A 20,326-nucleotide genomic window follows, 5' to 3' on the forward strand; every position below is an offset into this window, starting at 1 on the left:
GTTGGAATCGGGATCATCTGGCTTCCTTGCGGTTGAGTTGGGAGTTGCGAATCTCGGATGCGGATGCGGATGCGCCGCGCGATGCGACGAACTCGTTGTTGTTCACGAAGTCCGCCGGCAGCTGCGGACCCCAGAGGTACATGGAGTCTTCGGGCGGGTGGTCCGCGGCGGGCCATAGCGTGCCGCTCGGAACGAAGTCCATCTCGGCGGAGTACTCGGCGAACGATCCCCAGGGGTCTCGCACGTAGTGAAAGTAGTTGGAGCCGAGAACGTGACGGCCGGTACCCCAGCCTTGCGTGTAGCCCGCCTTGCGCATCTGCTCTGCACCAGCGCCCACCTCGTCGACGCTGGCCACGTCCCATGCACTGTGGTGCCAGCCTTTGGCGCCGCCTGCGGCGAATGCGATGAGGTGATGGTCGCTGCCGTGTCGCGCGTGTGTGAAGGCGACGGCATTGCCCGAGCGGTCCGACAGGCGCAACCCCAAGGCGTTGCGATAGAACGCGAGGGACATGTCGACGCTCGATGTGAACAGGACGACGTGCGACAGGCGTCCAGGGTGTACTCGACTGGCGCCTGCGCGGGACTGCGAGCCACGCTGACCGGCGCGCCGGGCAATCCCTTCAATGGGCGCCAGGCCCGAGGGGGTTGTTTTGGGTCCGATCTTGAGCTGAAGCAGGTTCCCGTCCGGATCGAGAAACCATGTGCCTATGCGATCCACATAGGGCAACCCTATCGCAGGACGCGCACCAGCACGTTGCAGTTGGGAACACAAGCCTTCGAACTCTTCCGCGAAGCAGTTGAGGCTCAGGTAAGCCAGTCGCTTGCGAGCCCCCTCGTGAATGCGCGCCCAGGTGTGCGAGTGGCCTTGCGCGCTGAGCTCGAGACTTTGCTGCCGCTTGGCAACCCGCAGTCCAAAGCTCGAGAAGAATGCCTCGGCCTCCGGCAGCGAAGGCACTTCGAGGGCGAAATGGTCGATGGAGTGAATTCCGAAGCGTGACTCGTCAGCGATGTTCCACGACATGGCGGTCTCCTTGGGGGTGGTGTCAGGGGTGTGTTGGCAATGCGAGCACGGTGCGCATCGCCAGTTCGAGCCTTTCGGCAGGCTTGTCAGGCATGTCCCGCTCTCGCCAGGCGATGTGGCGATCCGGGCGCACGAGCACGCAGCCGGTATCCGACAGTTCGGAGACCTTGTGCCAGCGTCCGTCGACGTCATGGGCGTCGCAGTTCGGTCCGCCGATGGAATGGACGTCGAGGTCGATGCCCAGGCGCCGGGCGACTGCCGCAGCCGCGATGCGCCACTCTTCGCCGCCGACCCCGGTCAGCAGGGTGAAGCGGCCGTTTCCAACCAGGTCCAGGGTCGATACCCGCGAGTGCCCCTGCTGGAGCCACGCATGCGGAAGGCTGGCGCCCGGCTGCGTCGTGGCCGTGTAGTAGAGCTCGCTGTCTCGCACCGGGGGAGGGCGCACGCGCCCGTCCGGAACGACTGCGCCGGAGTCGTACATCTGGCCGAGTTCCACACCGTGGCAGTTGAACTGATAGTTCTGCAGATCGACCGCATCGCGCAGTGCATCACGCCGCTCGCGGCCGCGCGCCGTGTCGCTGAATAGCTCGTCGAGATTGGCCCAGCCTTCGGCTTCAGTCTGCCCCGGTGCGAATCCGAGTGCCCTGGAAATCGGGCGCATGTTTTTTTCGATACGCCCTTGATGTGGATGGCCACGTCGTCACTACCGATGGTTGCGCGGGCCCGGGCGATGAGGGCTTGCTCGCTCAAGTCGGGTTCCCCGGCGGCGGGGTCGTACATCGAGACCATCACCCACTCGGTGAAGGGCTTCACGCAGATGTAGGTTCCGCTGCCCACGAAGTAGTCATTGCCCGGTTGAGTGATCCTGTAGAGGACTCCGGGCCGATGGGCTACGTAGGGAGTGAGATCCGCTTCGATCCAGACGTTCAGTGCCGCGCCCAGGCCCATCTCTCCTTCCATCTCGAAACCCATGGAACTTGCGACCACACTGTTGTCGCCGTCTGATCCGATCGCATAGCGAGACACGACCTCGAACTCTTCGCCACTGAGCCGGTCACGGCAGATGGACCGAACGGCATCATCGGTCTGCGTCATCGAAACCAGCTCGGTATTGAAGAGGAACTTGCCCCCGAGTTCGCGCGCCACATCGAGCAGGATCGGCTCCATGACGTGCGGCGGGATGTTGCACATCGCGCTTGAAGGCGCCTTGCAGGTGTCCGGAGAGCGCCTGCAGGATGAACTCGGTGTCTTCGAGCCATCGGAAGATGCGCTGGCGTTCACGGCGGACGGCATGACCGATTTCATCCTCGGATCGGCGGTCCCGCATCCGCACGACCTGGTGCTGGGCTACTACTCCGTTCACACGTCGCGCGCAGCTCTCCAGGAAGGCGAGGCGGAGATCGCTCGAATCGGCAGGCGGCTTCGCGCGGAGGGTCGCCTGCGTTAGACCAGGCGACGCGTGTGTGCAGGCTTGACTCATCACAGGAGACCGAAATGAAGCTTTGGAGACTTGTCGAAACGCACCACGAGAAGCTCGGCGCCGCGTTGTTCATTCTTCCGTGCCTTGTGGTTCCGTTCGTGGCGGCACTCATCGCATACGGCCTTGCACTACTCGTCCACTAGAAACCAGGAAAGTCAGCCATGAGCACAGTCATTCGTTTTCACGCATACGGTGGACCCGAAGTCCTCCAAGTGGAAAGCCACGGTTGGCGATCCAGGGCCAGGCCAGGTGCATCTGCGGCACGAGGCCATCGGCATCAACTTCATCGACACGATCTTTCGCCAAGGGATCTATCCGGTTGCATTGCCTTCAGTCCCCGGCGTCGAAGGCGCCGGCGTCGTCAAGGCAGTGGGTCCTGGTGTCAGCGAGTTTGGCGTTGGCGACCGCGTGGCTTATTTCCTGTCGCCGGGCAGCTATGCAGCCGAGCGGCTGATCGAGGCCGAAGCGCTGGTGAGCCTCCCCGAGGATGTATCGACGGAAGAGGCCGCCGCCGTGTTGACCAAAGGCCTGACCGCCTGGACCGCCTTGAACGGATTCCATAGGCTCCAGCCGGGCGAAACGATCCTTGTGCAAGGCGCCTCCAGCAGCGTCGGCCTGTTGCTGTCGCGCTGGGCCAAAGCCAGAGGTGCGACCGTCATCGGCACGGCTGGCGCGAATAAGCGTGACGCGCTGCGGCCGGATGTAGACCACGCGCTCGTCTCAAGCGATCAAGACCTGGCGGCGCAGGTTCGCGCGATCGCGCCGCGAGGCGTGGACGTCGTCTACGAGTTCGTGGGGAGGGCGACCTTTCAAGCATCGGCACAGGCCGTTCGCGAAGGGGGCACGATCGTCAACATCGGCGCGGCCTCGGGCGCCCCGGACATCGAAGCTTCTGCGCTCGCGGCGCGTGGCGTCAAGTTGACGGGCGGCCCAATGGCGCAGCACCTGAAGGGTGACGCGCGTGCCGAGGCGACGAAAGCCGTCTTCGATGCGCTTCGCGCCGGTACTTTTGGGCAGATCGACATCACCCGGTATCCGCTGACCGAAGCAGCCCGGGCGCACCAGGACATCGCGGCCCGCCGTCGCCCGGGGTCGGCCATTCTGGTGCCCTAGTTCTCAGGTCCGCGGCAGGGCCCTCGCGCGCGTCGGGTGCTTGACCGCTCGCGCGCTGTGCGTATGCTCATGACGGCGGCTTCGGTCAAGTCCTTGATTGAAAGGATTCGCTTGCACGTTCCAGGTCAACCGAGAAACCTACAAAGCCCGCGACGCATCGACGTGTGCAACGGTGACGCGGACGGCCTCTGTGCGGCCGTGCAATGGCACTGGCACGATCCCTCGCCGGCGACTCTGTTGACCGGCCTGAAGCATGACATCGCCTTGCTCGCGCAGGTGGACGCCGAGCCCGGTGATGAAGTCAACGTGTTCGATCTTTCGATGGAGCGCAACAGCGCCGACCTGCTTCGCCTGCTGGGTGCCGGCGTTCGCGTGCGCTACTTCGATCACCATGTGGTCAAGCGCATTCCCGACCACCGGCTGCTTGAATCGCACATCGATTGCGCGAGCGACGTCTGCACCAGCCTGCTCGTCGATCGGCATCTCGACGGCGCTTATCGTGCCTGGGCCATGGTGGGCGCGTATGGAGACAACCTGTCGATGACCGTCGAGCGACTGTCGCCAGGCACCGGCTTCGACACCGGGGACCATGCGCTGCTTCAGCGGCTCGGCGAGGCCATCAACTACAACGCCTATGGCGACGACGAGCGCGACGTGTGCATCGCGCCGCGGCGCTTGTATGAAGTCATGGTGCGCTATGAGGACCCGCGTGACATGCTGGCGCACGAGCCTGTCGTCGACGAGATCGATGCGATGCGCCGCAGGGATCTCCGGCAGGCTTTCGTGGTGCCTCCGCTGTGCGAGGGTGCGCTCGCCAGTGCGCACCTGCTGCCCGATGCGCCCTGGAGCCGGCGCGTGCTCGGCTGCTTTGCCAACGAACTCGCGAACGCCGAGCCCGAGCGCGCGCACGCAGTGCTGAAAGCGCAGGGGCAGGGGTATGCCGTGAGCGTCCGCGCACCGCTGGCCTCGCCGTGGGGAGCGCATGAGTTGTGCCGCGAATTCGGCGGCGGAGGCCGAGCGCGAGCCGCAGGCATCGACGGCCTGGCGCTGGAAGAGCTACCCCGCTTCGTCGAAGCCTTTGCCCGAAAGCGGTGGAACGAGCCGCCTCCGGCGAGCCAAGGGTGCTGAGGTCACGGCCACCGAGTGCCCCCGCCAGGGCGGGGTTTTGTCGCCCGCGCCAATAATCCGCAGCCACTGGCGGCGCCAGTCCTTCTGCCCTCCTTTCCAAGACTCCTCCATGCTTGAGATTGACTTGTCCGTGCAAGCCGACGCGGTTCGCAATGTCCTTGCGACTCACGGAATTCACCGTGCGTTGGCAATGCTCAACGACCGGACCGAATATCGGTACACCGGCCTTTACAAGCTGGACGGCGACACAATGCGCGCGGCGCATGTGTTCGACCGGAGCGCCGAATACCGCACGTGGCTGAAAGTCGTTCCGCTCAGCAAGAGCCTTTGCAGGTTCGCGATCGAGAAGGGGCAATTCATGACGAGCCACGCCTCCAAGGATCTGGCGTTGGCGGACCATCCCCATGCCGGTCTCATCGAGTCCTATTACGGACGCTTGCTCACCCGCAGCGATGGCACGCCGTATGGAACCTTCATCCATTTCGACGTCGAGCCGCGAATCATTTCGCCGGACGAGGTGAAGTTCTTGCGGGAAGTGACGCCTGTCTTTCTGCGCTATGCGGATTAAGGCCGGGTATCGAGGTCGGCGTTAGCGTAAACGGGGCGTCCGAGTCAGTGGTGGTTGTCGACTTTTGTAGGACTTGCGACCGTCCCGCCGCAAGGGGCGCAGAGCGGATGCAGGCGTCACTATCATGCGTCCGACTAATCTTTTGTGCAGTGCACCCACATCTGCCACTGTCGCAGTTCGCGATCAATGACCGCTCGACTTCTCTTGATTCAAGGCGTCCCTTCCCGAAACAGCGGGCAGCAGGTGGTCTCATCCGGCACCCTGGCCTCGCTCTTCGAAGCCCGATGCGCTGGCGGCGGCAATCGTCCAGCCTACGCGGTGCTGCGAGACGACCTGACGACGGCCGAAAGCCTGACCTACGCTGAACTGGGCGAGCAGTCACGCGCGATGGCCGCACGTCTTGTCACGGTCACGCAGCCGGGCGACCGGGTGTTGCTCGCCTTGCCGACCAGGCTGGACTTCGTGCGCGCCTTCTGGGCCTGCATGCTGACCGGCCGTGTGGCCGTACCTGTTCCGCCGCCCGATCCGATCCGGCTGCTGCGCGCAGGTCCGCGTCTGCGTCTCATCGTGGACGACGCGGGTGCAAGCCTCGTCTTGATCGGTGAATCGATCCGCCAATCCGCGGGCGATCTGCTCGGCCCGCAAGACGCCGCCCACGCGCGCTGGCTCACGCCCGGTGAACTCATGGCCCTGCCGCCAGCCGAAGCGCCCGAGGGGCCCGTGGCGCCCGACACACTCGCCTATCTGCAATACACCTCAGGATCGACCTTGGCGCCGCGCGGCGTGTGCATCACCCATGGCAACGCGCTTGCCAATGCACGCGCTCTGATCGTCGCCAGCGGCGCAGACGCCCAGAGCAGGGTACTCACGTGGCTGCCGCAGTTTCACGACTACGGACTGATGTTCGGCGTCCTGGCGCCGATGGAACTCGGCATCGCCAGTTGGCTGATGTCGCCCTTGACCTTCTTGCGCCGGCCCCTGCGTTGGCTGGACGCGCTCGGCGCTTTGCGAATCACACACAGCGGCGCGCCGGATTCCGCCTATGCCACCTGTCTGCGCCACTTGGCGGGGCAGCCTTATGGCGGCGATCTGTCCACTGTGGTGTCGCTCAGTTGCGGCGCCGAGCCGATCCGTCCCGGTACGGTGCAGCGTTTTTTGCAGGCTTGTGCGCCGGCAGGTTTGCGGCCCGCGTCGTTCTCGCCAGGGTACGGGTTGGCCGAATCGGTGCTCGGTGTGACTTGCGTCGCGCACGACAAGCCTCCGAGACTGCTCCACCTGAACGCTGCGGCTTTGCAGACGCACCAGGTGCGCAAGCAGTTCGTTGCAGATGGCACGACGCGCACGCTTGTCAGCTGCGGAGCGCCTCTGCGGGACACAGAAGTGGCGATCGTTGCCACGGACACTCGCATGCGTTGTCCGGCAGATCGCGTTGGCGAGATCTGGGTGCGCTCGCCCGCAGTCGCGGAGGCGTACTGGCGTCAGCCCGAGCAGTCGCGCGCCGTCTTCGGCGCCACGCTGGCCGACGGACCGGGCCCATGGCTGCGCACCGGGGACCTGGGCTTTGTCGATCACGGCGAACTGTTCGTGACCGGCCGGCACAAGGATCTCATCGTCATCCGCGGCGAGAACCACTATCCGCAGGACATCGAACAAACGGCCGAGCTGGCTCATCCCGCGATTCGCGCGGGCTTCAGCACGGCCTTCGGCGTTGAAGGCGGGATTGAAGGCGAGCAGGGCGATCAGGGCGAGGCCGTCGTGGTCGTGCTCGAAATCGAGCGTCTTGCCGCCAGCGCAGACGCTGCAGACATTGCGCGCGCAGTGCGCCGGGCAGTGGCGCAGGCGCATGAGGTGCCCATTGAAGCGGTGGCGGTGGTTCGGGCCGGCGTCCTGCCTCGCACGTCCAGCGGAAAGGTCCAGCGCCAGTCGACCCGCCAAGCGTGGCTGGCCGGCGAACTCGACCTGCTGGCGGTGGAGCGGCAGGGCCGCGGGACAGCGCAGGTTGCGCCGCGCGATGCCGGCGAGCAGGCCGTGTGGGACATCTGGCAAGAGGTGCTAGGCACCAGCGCGTTCGGCGTGCTCGAAACCTTTGCCGAACTCGGTGGCAATTCGCTCATGATGTCGCAGGTCGCATCGCGACTTCACGATCGGCTGGGCGTGCTGCTGCCCCTGGAGGCGCTCTTCGAGCACGCCACGGTCGCAGCGCTGGCTGCCCGTGTCGCGGAGGCGATGCGAGACGATGCGCCCGCGGCGGCCGCGACCATCGTCACCGTACCGCGGGGCCAGCCGCTGCCCGTCTCGCTTTCGCAGCGGCGCATGTGGGTGATCCAGCAGTTCAACCCGGCCTCCGTCGCGTACAACGTCGAAGTCTCGCTTCGGCTGCGAGGGCCGCTCGACCATGGGCTCTTCCAGCGAGTGGCCGAACGGTTGGTCGAGCGCCACGAGGGCTTGCGCACCTACTTCAGGATGGAGGGCAGCGAGCCGGTCCAGTTGATCCTGCCGAGCTTTCCAGTGCAGGTGGAGCACATCGATCTCCAGGCGCTGCAGCCCGGCGAACGATTGGCCACTGCCCGTGCGCTGTTGCGCGAGCGCGCGGCCACGCCGTTCGATCTGGCACAGCCGCCGCTTCACCGGGTGACGCTGCTGCGGCTGGGCGCGGACGACCACGTGTTTCTCTGGCTCATGCACCATGCGATCACTGACAACTGGTCGATGGCGGTGCTCATGCGCGAGATGCTTGCTCTCTACTCGGCGTTGCGCGACGGTCGCGAGCCCCGGCTTGCCCCCATGCCCATCGAGTACGCCGACTATGCCGTGTGGCAGCGCTCGCCGCAGATGGTGTTGCAGCGCCAGCGCCAGATGGACTATTGGCTCGATCGCCTGCGCGGCCTGGAGCCGATGTCGCTGCCGATCGACTTTGCGCGGCCCCAGCAGGGCGCCTACCAAGGCGCGAAAGTCTCGGCCGCATTGCCCTTGCGGCTGCGCGAAGCAGTACGTGATTTCTGCTCACGGCACAGCGTGACGCCGTTCGTGATGCTGCTGGCGGCTTTCAAGCTCATGCTCTCACGGCAAGCGGGCACGACCGACATCGCCGTGGGCACGCCCATCGCCAACCGTCACCATCTGGCCACCGAGCAGTTGGTCGGAACGCTCGTCAACACTCTGGTGATGCGCACGGATCTCTCCGGCGACCCCGGCTTCCTGCAACTGGTGCGGCGCGTGCGCGACACGGCGCTCGAGGCCTATGCCAACCAGGACGCGCCTTACGACGAACTCGTGGAAGCCTTGGGGCAGGGCGGAATGACGCAATCCGAAGGTCTGGTGCGCGTCCTGTTCAATGTGCTCAATGCGCCGGTGGGCGGACTGGAGCCCGTCGACTTCAGCTACGAGGAATTCGAGCACGAGCGCACGGCATCGCAGTTCGATTTTTCGATTCACATCGACACCGAGTTCGCGCACCGCATCCACCTCGAATACTCGACCGAGCTCTATGCGGGTGTCACCGCCGAGCGCATGCTGGAGAACTTCATTGCCCTGATCGAACAGGTGCTGGCCGACCCGGAGCGGCCGTTGTCCGCCTACTCGGTGGTTGCTCCGGCTCAACTGGCCCTGCTTCGCAACAACTGGAACGCCACGCAGATGGCGCTGCCAGAGCAGCAGGTCTTGCATCGGCATCTGCGCACGGCCAGCGAAGCATGGCGCGACAAGGTCGCCGTGGTGGATGCGTCCGGGCGCGAGATGAGCTACGGCGAACTCGAGGCGCAATCGAACATGCTTGCCCGCGCGCTGCGTGCGCGTGGCATCGCGCGGGGGCACCGCGTCGGGCTCAGCCTGCCGCGCGACGCCTGCATGCTGGTGGCGCTGCTCGGCGTGCTGAAGTCGGGCGCAGCCTATGTTCCGCTGGACCCAACCTTTCCTGCGGCCCGCATTGGCTATATGGCCAAGGACGCGGACCTTTCCGCCATCCTGGTCCCGCAGACTCTGGCCGCACCTTTCGACGGCGTCGATGTGCCATTGCTCGACCCGAATGCCTTCGGAACGGCCGATGCATCGACCCTCGCGCTGGCGCCGGATGCGGCGCTGGATGCCCAGCCGCTGGATGCGGCCTACATCATCTACACGTCGGGCTCAACGGGCCAACCCAAGGGCGTCGCGTTGCCGCACCGGGCCGTGGTCAATTTCCTGGTGGCCATGGCGCGTGAGCCAGGACTGCTCGAGAGCGATCGGCTGGTTGCGGTGACCACCCTGTCGTTCGACATCGCGGTGCTCGAACTCCTGCTGCCGCTTGCAGTGGGCGCGCAGGTCATCGTGGCGAGCCGGGAGCAGGTCGGTGACCCGACGCAATTGCGCGAACTGCTGGAGCGCCATGAGGCCACCGTGATGCAGGCCACGCCGTCGGCCTGGCGCGCGCTCGTCGACACCGGCTGGACCGGTGGGCCGGGCTTTCGCGCGCTCATCGGCGGCGAGCCGCTGCAGCCCGCCTTGGCCGAGCAACTCATGGAACGCAGCACGGCGCTGTGGAACATGTATGGCCCGACCGAAACCACCGTGTGGTCGACGTGCTGGCAGGTGCAGTCGCCAGAGCAGGGCATCAGCATCGGCCGCCCAATCGGCAACACCTCTGTGTGGGTGCTCGACTCGCTTGGCCAGCCGTGTGCCATCGGTGCGCCTGGTGAAGCATGCATTGGCGGAATGGGTGTCGCGCTGGGCTACCACCGGCGCGATCAATTGACGGCCGAGCGCTTCGTGCCCGATCACTGGAGCGACCAACCCGGCGCGCGCCTGTACCGTACGGGCGACCTGGTTCGATGGCGCCACGACGGCGTGCTCGAACACATGGGCCGGCTGGATCATCAGGTGAAGGTGCGCGGCTTTCGCATCGAGCTGGGCGAGATCGAGGCGGCTTTGTCGGCACACCCTTCGGTTCGCGAGTGCGTGGTCCACACGCGCTCCGAAGGCGAAGACGATGTCCGACTGGTTGCCTATTGCGTAACGCACACACAGGGGACCGATCCGGCCGCGCTACGGCAGTTTCTTCGCGAGCGCCTGCCGGACTACATGCTGCCGCAGCACTTCGTCTGCCTGGACCAACTGCCGCTGCTTCCAAACGGCAAAATCGACCGCAGCGCGCTGCCAAAGCCCGCCAGCGATGCGGGGGCGGCATCGCAGCAACCCAGCGATCGGTTGCCGACACCCGAAGAAATCGCCATTGCTGAAATCTGGTCCGACCTGCTTGGCCAGGAAGACATCTCGCCCGCGGACAATTTCTTCGACCTGGGAGGCCACTCGTTGCTGGCCATGCGCGCGGTGCTGCGCATTCGCGAACGCCTGGGCTGGAACATCGCACCCATCCGCCTGGTGTATGAGACGCTTGGCCAGATCGCGCGAAAAGAAAACCTGGCGAGGCAATGAACGCAATGAACGCAATGATCCGCGCTCGGCCTCATTGACCAGGCATCAGGTCAAGAGCACGTCCCGAACTCCCTGGCCTCCCCAGCCCGTTCCCACCTGCACCCCCGACGTCCAATCGCCCGCGCCTGTCTCGAAACCGTGGTGCCGCCAGACCCAGAGCTGACCATTGCGATTGCGGCCGTAGACGAAGCCGTTGCCTGCCGCCCAGATGCGGTCGAACGCCTGCCAACCCACGCCGACCTGAACGGCGCCGACCCAGACGGGATAGCCATGGTCAAGGCCATAGTGTCTGTACCACAGCAGCCGGCCGTCCGGCGTCAGTGCATAGATGGACCCGCCGGGTGTCCCCGTCACGTCGGTGAAGGCGTTCCACCCTGAGCCGACGGTGTAGGGCCCCTCCCATGAGAAGGCGCCGTCGCGCCGCCCCAGATGGCGATACCACACCAGGTCGCCGTTGGACTTCACAGCGTAGATCACTCCGCCCGGACCGGCAAACACGCGGGAGAGTTGGCTCCAGCCGGTGCCCACTTCCTTGGGTCCATTCCATTGGAAGGCGCCCTGGTTGCGGCCCTCGTGGTAGTACCAGAGCAGCACGCCGTCGTTTCGGATGGCGTAGATGACGCCATCGCCACCACCGAACATCGAGTGAAAGCCGTTCCATCCGGTGCCGACAGCCTTCGGCGGGTCCCAATCGAAGCTCCGGGTGTAGCGTCCGAGATGGCGATACCAGTTGAGCGTGCCGTCATCGCGAACGACATAGAAATTGGCCGACATCCTCGCTTCGACCGGCCAGTCGCGCTGGCTCCATTGAGTGACGCCGCCCATCAGGCCATCTTCGCGCGTGTGATGCAGCAGCTGAAAGTGCTGGTTGCGGTTGTCGCCGCCGAAGTCCACGTGCAGGTCGACTTGGTGCAATGCATTCGCGGGGGCTGCATCGATCCACGCAGCGCGCGCCACACCATCGGCGGCCTGCTTGTAGCTGGCGTCGACGCCCACGCGCACCTGGCCCTTCCAGCCATCGTGCACCGTGTCCCACAGGCCGATCGTTTCGCTGCGGTCGAATGCCGCGCCGGCGCCGAGCTCGGTCCCGCGCGACATCACCACGCCGAACCAGATGTTGTTCCAGAGACATCGGCCCGCGGCACGGTAAGGATCGCTGGAGTGCAGATAGATCTCGAAAGGCTGCGTGCCAATGTTGCATCTGAGACCCCGGCCGCCATCGACGAAGCCGCCGCTCACCGGCAGCACGCCGCCATCGAGGCCATACCAGGTGCCCAGGGAGATCGGGGCGCTGGCGGGCGGCGGACCAGATTCCGCTCGGATGTCCAGATAGCGGCGAATCACCAGCCGGCCGCGCCAGCCGTCATGATCGATCTCCCAGCGGCCAACCCACAGCGGCCCCCACTGGATCTGCGGCGCGCGCACGGAGGTGATGTAGTAGGCCGCATTCCTCGTCAGCGTGAACACCGGATCGCCCGAATACTTCATCGTCTGGAAGCCCGGCAATGCCTGTGAATTCTTGATCAGCCATACCCCGAGGTCATCGTCGTAGCCATAGCAGACCATCGTGTGGCCAGGCACGTCGATGACGGCGTCATAGCCCGCGGCCAGAACCTTCTTCAGGTCGTTGTCGGTGTAGTTCGTGATGACGCTGAAGTTGTCCACGCTGTACTGGCAGAACCACGAGGCATTCAGCGGAATGTTGCGCAGGTCGTGTTCGAACCAGTCAGCCTGCGCCAGCGTGCCGCCGGCCGCATTGGCGAGTCCGCCGCCCGTGCCCGGGATCGAGTCCGCGAGCTGCTGCAGCGGCCCCTGGTCGATGTACGGCCCATAGTCGTAGATCGGCAGGTACCAATACTTGATGTGATGCACGACGTCGGCGCTTCCCTGAAAGCCGATGAGCGAATTGATGCCGCCGCCCGCGCGCTGGTTCTCGTGCGCCTTCGAGATATGAAAGAGATATTGCTCCGAAAGCTTCACATGAATGCCCTGGCGCGCATACGCAGCCTCGAGCGCGGCGCAGCCCGCGAAAGCCCAGCAGGTTCCGCGACCGCCCTGGCTGACTCGGAAATCGGTTTGCCAGGCGCGATGGTCCACGCGGCGTGGCAGTGCTCCGGGCACCTGGATGGCAGGGCCTTCGACCTGCGGCAGGTAGAGGTTCGCATTGATGTACGCCATGAAGCTGTCGGTCGGTTCGACCAAGGGCTTTTGATTGGCGGGCGCAGTGAACTGGGCCGCCTGACGACCGAAGGCGAGGACGTCCAGAGAACTGTCCGGCGTCGCCAGCAGGGTGCCGGCGGCGAGATTCGACTGGATCGCCAGGGATGCAGGCGCTGCATGAGCTTGAGTGACGCCGGACATCAACTGCGGCATCGGATGCGAAGCCGTGGGTTGAACGACGAGGCTGGCGGAGGTGTGTTCGTCAACGGCAGCGAGCCTCGCTCCGCCTTGCGCTTCGATAGTCGTTGCCACGAGATACCTCCTTGCCCTGCATGTCCGCCCCAAAGCGAAAGCAGGTTTGCTTGCGAGGTTTGATGATGGCAGTGATCGAATGCGGCGGGCAGTGTGCAAAAGGCCTATGGCGAAGCGAAGGTCCGGGCGGTTCGTCGGCAGGGATGCGATGTTGTCAGTTGAGCCGCTGTCCTCCGACGGCATCGAAGAGATGCGCTTCATGCGCGAGCGGCCGAAGCGCCAGGCGGTCTCCGGCGCGCGCGGCAATGCGCTCCCGAAAGGCCGCCACCACCTGTTGGCCCCCGAATCGCAACGCCACCTGCGTCTCGGAACCGGTGGGCTCGACGACCACCACGTCAGCCGCTACGCCGCGCTCCGCGTCGATCGTGAAGTGTTCCGGCCGGGCGCCATACAGCACGCGATCGCCATGGGCTCCGCGCGAAACCTGTGCAAGGGGGAGCTGCAGTCCGTCGTCCGTCAGCACGTGTGGAGCCCCGTCCAACTGCAGCCGACCTGCAAGCAGGTTCATCGACGGCGAACCGATGAAGCCCGCGACAAAGGCATTTGCAGGGCGGTCATAGAGCTCCAGCGGCGTGCCGACCTGTTCGACCCGTCCGTCCCTGAGCACGACGATGCGATCGGCCATGGTCATCGCCTCGACCTGATCGTGCGTCACGTAGACCGTGGTCGTCCCGAGCCGCTGGTGCAGCGACTTGATCTCGGTGCGCATCTGCACGCGCAGCTTGGCGTCCAGGTTCGACAGCGGCTCGTCAAAGAGAAAGGCCTGCGGCTTGCGCACGATGGCGCGGCCCATCGCCACGCGCTGGCGTTGGCCGCCTGACAGCTCGCGCGGTCGCCGCTGCAGCAGGCCGCCGAGCCCGAGCGTCTCGGCGGCCTGCCGCACGCGGCGCTCGATCTCGCCGGGCTTGTGGCCCTGGATCTTCAGGCCGAAGCCGAGGTTCTGCGCCACCGTCATGTGCGGATAGAGCGCGCAGTTCTGGAACACCATCGCGACGTCTCGATCGCGCGGTGCCATGTCGTTGATGCGCCGATCGCCGAGCACGATCTCGCCTTCGACGATGCTCTCGAGCCCGGCGATCATGCGCAGCAGCGTCGACTTGCCGCAGCCCGAAGGGCCGACGAGGGCAACGAACTCGCCGTCATGGATGTCGAGCTCGATGCCTCGGATCACCGGCGTATTGCCGAATTTCTTGAAGAGCCCGCGAACCTGGATGGAAGCCATGAATGTCAGTCCTTGATGCCGCCGGCGGTGAGGCCGCGCACGAGGTATTTGCGAACCAGCACGGTGAAGATGACCACGGGGAACATCACCAGAGTGCCGCTCGCGGCGATCTTGGTCCACTCCCAGCCTTCGTACTGCAGGAAGTTGACGATCGCCACCGGCGCCGTGATCGCGTTGGTACGCGTGAGGATGAGTGCGTAGAAGAAGTCGTTCCACGAGAAGATGAAGCACAGCACCGCTGTCGCCGCAAGCCCGGGTGCAGTGAGCGGCAGCGCGACGCGCCAGAAGGCCTGCCAGATGCCGCACCCGTCGATCCATGCCGCTTCTTCCAGCGAGGCGGGCACCGCTTCGAAGAAGGTCTGCATGAGCCAGATGACGATCGCGAGGTTGAAAGTCAGGTAGACGATCGCCAGGCCGATCACCGTGTCCTGCAGCCCAAGGTACTGGTAGGCGAGGAAAAACGGGATGGTGAATGCAATTGGCGGCGCCATGCGCGTGACCAGGATCCAGAGGGCGATGCGGTCGCGGCCCTTGAAATTCCAGCGGGTCAGCGCGTAGGCCGCCGGCACCCCGAGCACCAGCGAGAAGCCGGTCGACAGCGCGCTCACGACCAGGCTGTTCCAGAAGGACTTCAGGAAATTGCCTTGCAGCAGGCTCGCAAAGCCCTCCAGAGTGGGCACAAAGAGGAGGTGCTCATCGAAGACGTCGGCCGCGGGCCGAAAAGCCAGCTGAACGAGCCAGAGAAAAGGCGACAACACGAGCAGCAGCAACAGCGAGACTGCAATGGCGCGTCCATGGGCCGAGAACCAGCCTGCTTCAGTCGCGCGAAGGGGAGGGGGCGTGTCGAAGCCCATGGTCCGCACGGCGGCGGTGTCGATCACGGAACTAGCGCCGGTCATGGTCACTCCAGCCGAGCCGCCCCACAAGCCAGCTCAGCACGAACACCGCGGCCAGCATCACGGTCGCGATCGCGCTCGCATAGCCCCAGTATGAAAAATTGAAGGCCTGGATGAAGCCGTAGAAATTGGTGACTTCGGTGACCGATCCGGGGCCGCCGCTGGTCAGGACGTAGATCAGCGGGAACGCCTTGAAGCTGTCGATCAGGCGAAACAAGCCGCACACGACCAGCACGGGCCGGAGGTACGGCAGGACGATGTGGCGAAACAGTTGCCAGCGGTTCGCGCCTTCCAATGTGGCCGCTTCGATCGGATCGTCCGGGATCATCTGCAGAGTCGCGAGCACCATCAGCATGGTGAAGGGAAACCACTGCCAGGTGTCTGCCAGCGAGATGGCCCACAGCGCAGTGTCCGGATTCGCTATCACTGAGCGGATTGGCCAGCCGAGTGTCTCCAGCGTGCGGTGAATCGGGCTCACCTCGGGCGTGTACATGATCTTCCAGATCAGCGCGACCACGATTGGCGGCAGCACCATCGGGATCAGGAACAGCGTGCGCATGCCTTCGAGCAGGCGCGACTTGCCGTTGAGCAGCAGGGCCAGTCCGAGGCCAGCCATCAACTGCAGGAGCACGCTCGACGCTGAAAGCTTGATCTGCACGAGGGCAGACGCCAGGAACCGGTCGTCATGCAGCAACTGCCGGTAGTTGACCAGCGGGTCATCGAAGCGAAAGCTTGCGACAGGGTCGGTCAGGCTCAGCGGCGTGAAGCTCGCGACCACCAGGGCCGCGGCCGGCACCAGGGTAATGAGCAGCAGGACGACCAGCGATGGCGAGAGGCCGAGCAGCAACGCCCGGCGCCGCTCGGCCTGCCAATGCGCCGCGGGAAGTGCATGTGCCATGGCGAGTCGGCTACAGCTTGGCGCCGCCACGTTTCAGTTCCGCGATGGTGTTCGCCTGGGCCTGCTGGAAGGCTTGTTTCGCGGAGAGCTGGCCGCTCGCAATGAGTTCGATCGCCTTGTTGATCTGCTGGTCGACTTGTGGATAGACCGAGACCGTCCTGTACTTCATGTGGCCCGATTTCGCCGCCAACTCGATCGAGTCGAGCGACAGCTTCGCGAGGTCGCTCCCGTTGATGACCTGCTTCCTGCGGAACTCCGGCGAGTCGATGTTGGAGCGCCGCGCCGGCGAGCCATAGCCTGCCGCCACCGCGCGCGAAGTGATCTGCTTGCTCAGCGCCCACTGAATGAACGCCCAGGCGGCCTCCTTCTGCTTCGAACCGGCCGGGATGCCGAGCCCGTGCACGGCGGTGCCGGGGAAGCGTCCCGCGGGCCCCTTCGGCACGAGGCCGAACTTGACGGTCTTGACCGTCTTGCTGATGGCCGGGTCGCCGAGCTGCGTCAGGTACAGCTGGCCGGCGTCCGTAAAGTTGACGCGCCCGAGCTTCAGCGCCTGCGTCACCTGGTCGGGTTGGTAGGTGATGGCCCCGTCCGGACCGAACTCCTTCAGCAGGTTGGCGTAGTACTCGCCGGCCGCGATCGCTTCGGGCGTATCAAGGGTCGGAAACAGATCGTCCGGCGCCTTCCGGAACACGTCGCCGCCGAAGGCTTGCAGATAGGGCACGAAGGTCCAGCCATAGTGGTTGTCCGCGACGAAGCCGGCCACGCGCTCCTTTTTGTTGACGGCGCGCAGCACCTTCACCAGATCGTCGGTGGTGTCCGGAAAGGCCAGGCCGGCCTTCTCCACGAGATCGAAGCGCGACGATGCCGTCAGCAGCGCTTCGGCCGTCCATGGCACGCCATAGAGCCTCCCGTCCCTGCCGGTCTCCGGCGCGCGCGCGCCGGGCAGGAAGTCGTTGATGTCCCAATCCGCAGGCGTGAGGTTCGGGTTTCGGATGTAGTCGTCCAGCGGCGTGAGCCAGCCCGAATTGATCCAGCGGCTCGAGTAGATGAACGTGACATTGACGACGTCGTAGGCAGAGCCCTTGGTGGAGAGTTCCAGGTCCGCGCGCTGGTTGTAGACCGGAAACGATGGCGCATCGAAGTTGACCTTCGCACCGGTGAGCGCCTCGAATTCCGGTAGCCACTGCTGCAGCAGCTTGGGATAGGCCGCGCTGAACGTAGAGACGTTCAGCGTGACGCCTGCGAACTTCTTGGCACTGCCCTGGGCACCGGCGATGTGCGGCAGGAGTGCGCTGGCGCCGAGTGCGGCCGAGGTCTGGAGTAGACGGCGGCGCTGAAAATCAGGATGGGTCATGGGTCAGGGCTTGCGGAGTCACGGGAAATTCAGGCGGTGGCAACGATGACTTCATCGATGCGTGCGTCATTGATGGCTTCGGGGCGGCTTCGCGTGCGGCTGCGATGGCCATCGATGGACACTGCCGGCTCGCCGTGCACCGTCACACGCCGCACGAGGCGCGGCTGGTCTCCGTAATCATTGATCGCGAAGTGCTGCGTGGCCCGGTTGTCCCAGATCGCCACATCGTCCTGCCGCCAACTCCAACGCACTGTGTTCTCGAGCCGTGTCACGCGGTTCTGCAGCAGCTCGAAGATGCGTGCCGATTCGCTGCTCGACAGGCCCACAAGCTTCTTCACGAAGTGGCCGAGGAGCAGCGCGCGTTCGCCAGACACCGGATGAACGTGCACGAGAGGATGCTCGGCCTCGAACACCGCCGAGACGAACACCTTGCGGTGATGGTCGAGCCGCGCTGACTCGACCTGGACGCGGTCGGCGCCATAGTCGTAGTCGTTGCTGTGCACGGCCCACAGCCGATCCGCGAGCTGCTTGAGCTGTTCGGGCAGCCGCTCGTAAGCGAGCGCGGTGTTGGCCCAGACGGTATCGCCGCCATAGGCCGGGATCTTCACCGCGCGAAGGATCGAGATCTTCGGGAATGCCTCCACGAAGGTGACGTCGGTGTGCCACGAGTCGGCGCGGCCGCCGCCCTTGGACGCATCGAGCTCGAAGAGCCGCGTTCCCTCGGGCGAGGGCACTGTCGGGTGCGACACCGTGCGGCCGAAGCGTGCGCCCACAGCCTGGTGCGACGCGTCGTCGAGATGGCCTTGGCCGCGGAAGAACAGAACCTTGTGCCTGACCAGGGCTGCGTTCAGTTGCTCGATCTGTTGCGGCGCCAGGTCAGGACGGAGCTGGAAATCCTCGACTTCGCCGCCGATGTGGCCGGCCACCCGGCGAATCCGCAGATCGCCGAAGCTCGTGTCGTTGGAGGAGGGTGCATGGGTGCTCATCGGATGGTGCTCGGAAGAAGGTGATGAATCGGAGCGCGCGATTCTGTGGTCGCGGCCCGGTTTCCCAAACGACCGAATCGTTGATTCGAAATGAGAAAACCATCTGAAGCACCTCGCTGCGAGTGGATGGCTTCAGGGAAAGGGTTCTCGCCAGGCGGGCAACTCGTTCAACCGCTCATGCCACCTTCGGATTGCCGGAAACTCACCGAGCGGCAATTGAATCTGCTCGGCATAAGGCAAGGTCACGGCGGCAGCGAAGTCCGCGACCGTCAACGTCTCGCCTACCAGATAGCTGTTTCGAGCCAGGTGAGACTCCAGCACCGCCGCAGCCGTACGAAAGTTGGATGTGGCTGCTTCGACTACGGCAACATCGGCAGGACCCAAGCCTATGGCCGGTTTGATGAGGTTCTCGAAATAAAGAGTCCCGGCATGGCGCGTGAAATGCTGGGAGTCCCAGCTGAACCATCGAAGCACTTCGACTTGCCGCTCGTCATGGGGCCAGAAATCCCGGCCTGCCTTGTCCGAAAGGCGGCACATGATGGCGTTGGCCTCCCACAGCGTCGTTGGCCCATCCTGCAAGACGGGGACTCGTCCGTTTGGATTGAGACTCAGGAATTCGGGCGTCTTGTGCTCGCCGGCCTGGAGATCCACTCGGACGAACTCAACAGGCGAGCCAAGGTATCGAGCCGCGGCGCATGCCTTTCGCGGGTTCATGGTTTCGCTGTAGTACAGCTTCATGACTGCGCTCGTGGTGCAACGTTGCCGAGGTAGTCGACGAGTCGATCGAAGCTTTGCGACCAACCTTGCGAATGCCCGTCGCGAGATGCGGAAGTCTCGAAGAGCGCTTGATGAAAGCGCATCAGTGTCTCGCCGTTGTTTTCGGTCAGGGTGACGGTGATGACGGTCTCCGGACCCGTCGGGCGCCCTTCGGCATCGGTCCAGCAGTGCGTCATCACAAGCCGCTCGGGCGGCGTGATTTCGCGATAGCTGCCCTTGACCCAGTGGTCCACGCCGTCCGGCGCCCGCAGGCATGCGCGATACACCCCTCCGACGCGCAGGTCCATCTCGTGGTGCGGAGTCGTGAAACCCAGTGGCCCCGACCAGTGCGCCAAGTGCTCGGGCTCGGTCCAGGCTTTGAACACGAGGCTGCGCGGCGCCTTGAACGTGCGGGTGATCGAAAGCTCGTTGTCGGCCCGCGCGTCAACGGTGTTTTGTCTTGTGAGTTGCATGCTGATTCTCCAGTTGCTGAAGTTCGTCCAAATAGCCATCGAGCCGGTCAAAGCTCTCGGCCCAAAACTCCCTGTATCCGTCGAGCCAATCGGCCATCTCCTTGAGCGCTTGGGGAGCGAGGCGGCACGGACGCGACTGCGCCACCCGGCCTCGCGTGATCAGTCCCGCCTCCTCCAGGACCTTGAGATGCCTCGACATCGCGGGCTGGCTCAGCTCGAAAGGTTGGACAAGTTCCGTGACGTTCGCTTCGCCCAGGGCGAGCCGCGAAAGGATGGCCCTTCGGGTGGGGTCCGCCAGTGCGGCAAACGCCGCGTTCAGTGCCTGTTCTTGCATAGCCGGATGGTCTTGTGCATAACCAAAATGTTATATAACCTGCAGATTATGCGAGAGGCAGCGTTTCGTCAATACCTTTCGACGATCGGGACTTATCAAATCCCTCCGGGTCCGAAAAGTGAATTTGTCACTTCCGAAGGTGTCATTGATGCCTTCGGCGGGCGATCCGACGCAGGCAAAGTGCGCGCTGCGACAGCGAGCACACCGACGGAGCCG

The 20,326-nt window shown here is 64.7% G+C and carries 17 protein-coding genes and 1 pseudogene; 6 read left to right on the top strand and 12 right to left on the bottom strand.

Annotated elements, in window-relative coordinates:
- Positions 1-13: 13 nt before the first annotated feature.
- From AC1DMA_RS29280 to AC1DMA_RS29290, 3 genes and pseudogenes are all read right to left on the bottom strand, one after another.
- Positions 14-1,021: a VOC family protein gene (locus AC1DMA_RS29280; protein WP_478146350.1), complete on the bottom strand. Its 1,008-nt coding sequence runs from the start codon at positions 1,019-1,021 to the stop codon at positions 14-16.
- 22 nt (positions 1,022-1,043) lie between these two features.
- Positions 1,044-1,682, bottom strand: coding sequence for an aromatic-ring hydroxylase C-terminal domain-containing protein (locus AC1DMA_RS29285; RefSeq protein ID WP_478146351.1), 639 nt, complete (start codon positions 1,680-1,682; stop codon positions 1,044-1,046).
- A gap of 50 nt (positions 1,683-1,732) precedes the next feature.
- A pseudogene (locus AC1DMA_RS29290) lies at positions 1,733-2,212 on the bottom strand (FAD-dependent monooxygenase); the annotation flags it as partial.
- Between AC1DMA_RS29290 and AC1DMA_RS29295 the strand changes: the two are divergent.
- From AC1DMA_RS29295 to AC1DMA_RS29320, 6 genes are all read left to right on the top strand, one after another.
- Entirely contained in the window at positions 2,187-2,468 is a 282-nt protein-coding gene (locus AC1DMA_RS29295) for a hypothetical protein (protein WP_478146352.1), read from the top strand. The pseudogene AC1DMA_RS29290 and the gene AC1DMA_RS29295 overlap by 26 nt on opposite strands.
- Before the next feature lie 47 nt (positions 2,469-2,515).
- Positions 2,516-2,644 (top strand): hypothetical protein, encoded by a 129-nt coding sequence (locus tag AC1DMA_RS29300; RefSeq protein WP_478128780.1) that lies wholly within the window; start codon positions 2,516-2,518, stop codon positions 2,642-2,644.
- Between the two features lie 49 nt (positions 2,645-2,693).
- On the top strand, positions 2,694-3,614 hold the full coding sequence (locus AC1DMA_RS29305) for a quinone oxidoreductase family protein (protein WP_478128781.1): 921 nt from the start codon (positions 2,694-2,696) through the stop codon (positions 3,612-3,614).
- A gap of 162 nt (positions 3,615-3,776) precedes the next feature.
- Positions 3,777-4,742, top strand: a complete 966-nt coding sequence (locus AC1DMA_RS29310) for a DHHA1 domain-containing protein (protein ID WP_478146353.1) — start codon at positions 3,777-3,779, stop codon at positions 4,740-4,742.
- A gap of 109 nt (positions 4,743-4,851) precedes the next feature.
- Positions 4,852-5,310, top strand: a complete 459-nt coding sequence (locus AC1DMA_RS29315) for a hypothetical protein (RefSeq protein WP_478128783.1) — start codon at positions 4,852-4,854, stop codon at positions 5,308-5,310.
- 186 nt (positions 5,311-5,496) lie between these two features.
- Positions 5,497-10,719, top strand: a complete 5,223-nt coding sequence (locus tag AC1DMA_RS29320; protein ID WP_478146354.1) for an amino acid adenylation domain-containing protein — start codon at positions 5,497-5,499, stop codon at positions 10,717-10,719.
- A 45-nt stretch (positions 10,720-10,764) separates the two neighbouring features.
- Here AC1DMA_RS29320 and AC1DMA_RS29325 read toward each other — a convergent pair whose 3' ends face one another.
- From AC1DMA_RS29325 to AC1DMA_RS29365, 9 genes are all read right to left on the bottom strand, one after another.
- Positions 10,765-13,191: a tachylectin-related carbohydrate-binding protein gene (locus AC1DMA_RS29325; protein ID WP_478146355.1), complete on the bottom strand. Its 2,427-nt coding sequence runs from the start codon at positions 13,189-13,191 to the stop codon at positions 10,765-10,767.
- A 154-nt stretch (positions 13,192-13,345) separates the two neighbouring features.
- Positions 13,346-14,413, bottom strand: coding sequence for an ABC transporter ATP-binding protein (locus tag AC1DMA_RS29330; RefSeq protein ID WP_478146356.1), 1,068 nt, complete (start codon positions 14,411-14,413; stop codon positions 13,346-13,348).
- A gap of 5 nt (positions 14,414-14,418) precedes the next feature.
- The gene (locus tag AC1DMA_RS29335; protein ID WP_478146370.1) at positions 14,419-15,267 is read right to left on the bottom strand and encodes a carbohydrate ABC transporter permease; all 849 of its coding nucleotides are present in this window, start codon (positions 15,265-15,267) and stop codon (positions 14,419-14,421) included.
- Positions 15,268-15,298: 31 nt separating this feature from the next.
- A complete protein-coding gene (locus AC1DMA_RS29340; protein ID WP_478146357.1) occupies positions 15,299-16,207 on the bottom strand; it encodes a carbohydrate ABC transporter permease in 909 nt (302 codons plus the stop codon).
- 10 nt (positions 16,208-16,217) lie between these two features.
- Entirely contained in the window at positions 16,218-17,561 is a 1,344-nt protein-coding gene (locus AC1DMA_RS29345; protein ID WP_478146358.1) for an ABC transporter substrate-binding protein, read from the bottom strand.
- 29 nt (positions 17,562-17,590) lie between these two features.
- Positions 17,591-18,547: a TauD/TfdA dioxygenase family protein gene (locus AC1DMA_RS29350; RefSeq protein WP_478146359.1), complete on the bottom strand. Its 957-nt coding sequence runs from the start codon at positions 18,545-18,547 to the stop codon at positions 17,591-17,593.
- A 132-nt stretch (positions 18,548-18,679) separates the two neighbouring features.
- Positions 18,680-19,285, bottom strand: coding sequence for a glutathione S-transferase family protein (locus AC1DMA_RS29355; RefSeq protein WP_478146360.1), 606 nt, complete (start codon positions 19,283-19,285; stop codon positions 18,680-18,682).
- On the bottom strand, positions 19,282-19,776 hold the full coding sequence (locus tag AC1DMA_RS29360; RefSeq protein WP_478128791.1) for an SRPBCC family protein: 495 nt from the start codon (positions 19,774-19,776) through the stop codon (positions 19,282-19,284). The genes AC1DMA_RS29355 and AC1DMA_RS29360 overlap by 4 nt, the downstream gene beginning before the upstream one ends.
- On the bottom strand, positions 19,748-20,110 hold the full coding sequence (locus AC1DMA_RS29365) for an ArsR/SmtB family transcription factor (protein ID WP_478128792.1): 363 nt from the start codon (positions 20,108-20,110) through the stop codon (positions 19,748-19,750). The genes AC1DMA_RS29360 and AC1DMA_RS29365 overlap by 29 nt, the downstream gene beginning before the upstream one ends.
- Positions 20,111-20,326: the final 216 nt, after the last annotated feature.

The organism is Variovorax sp. 05N34 (assembly GCF_056397405.1).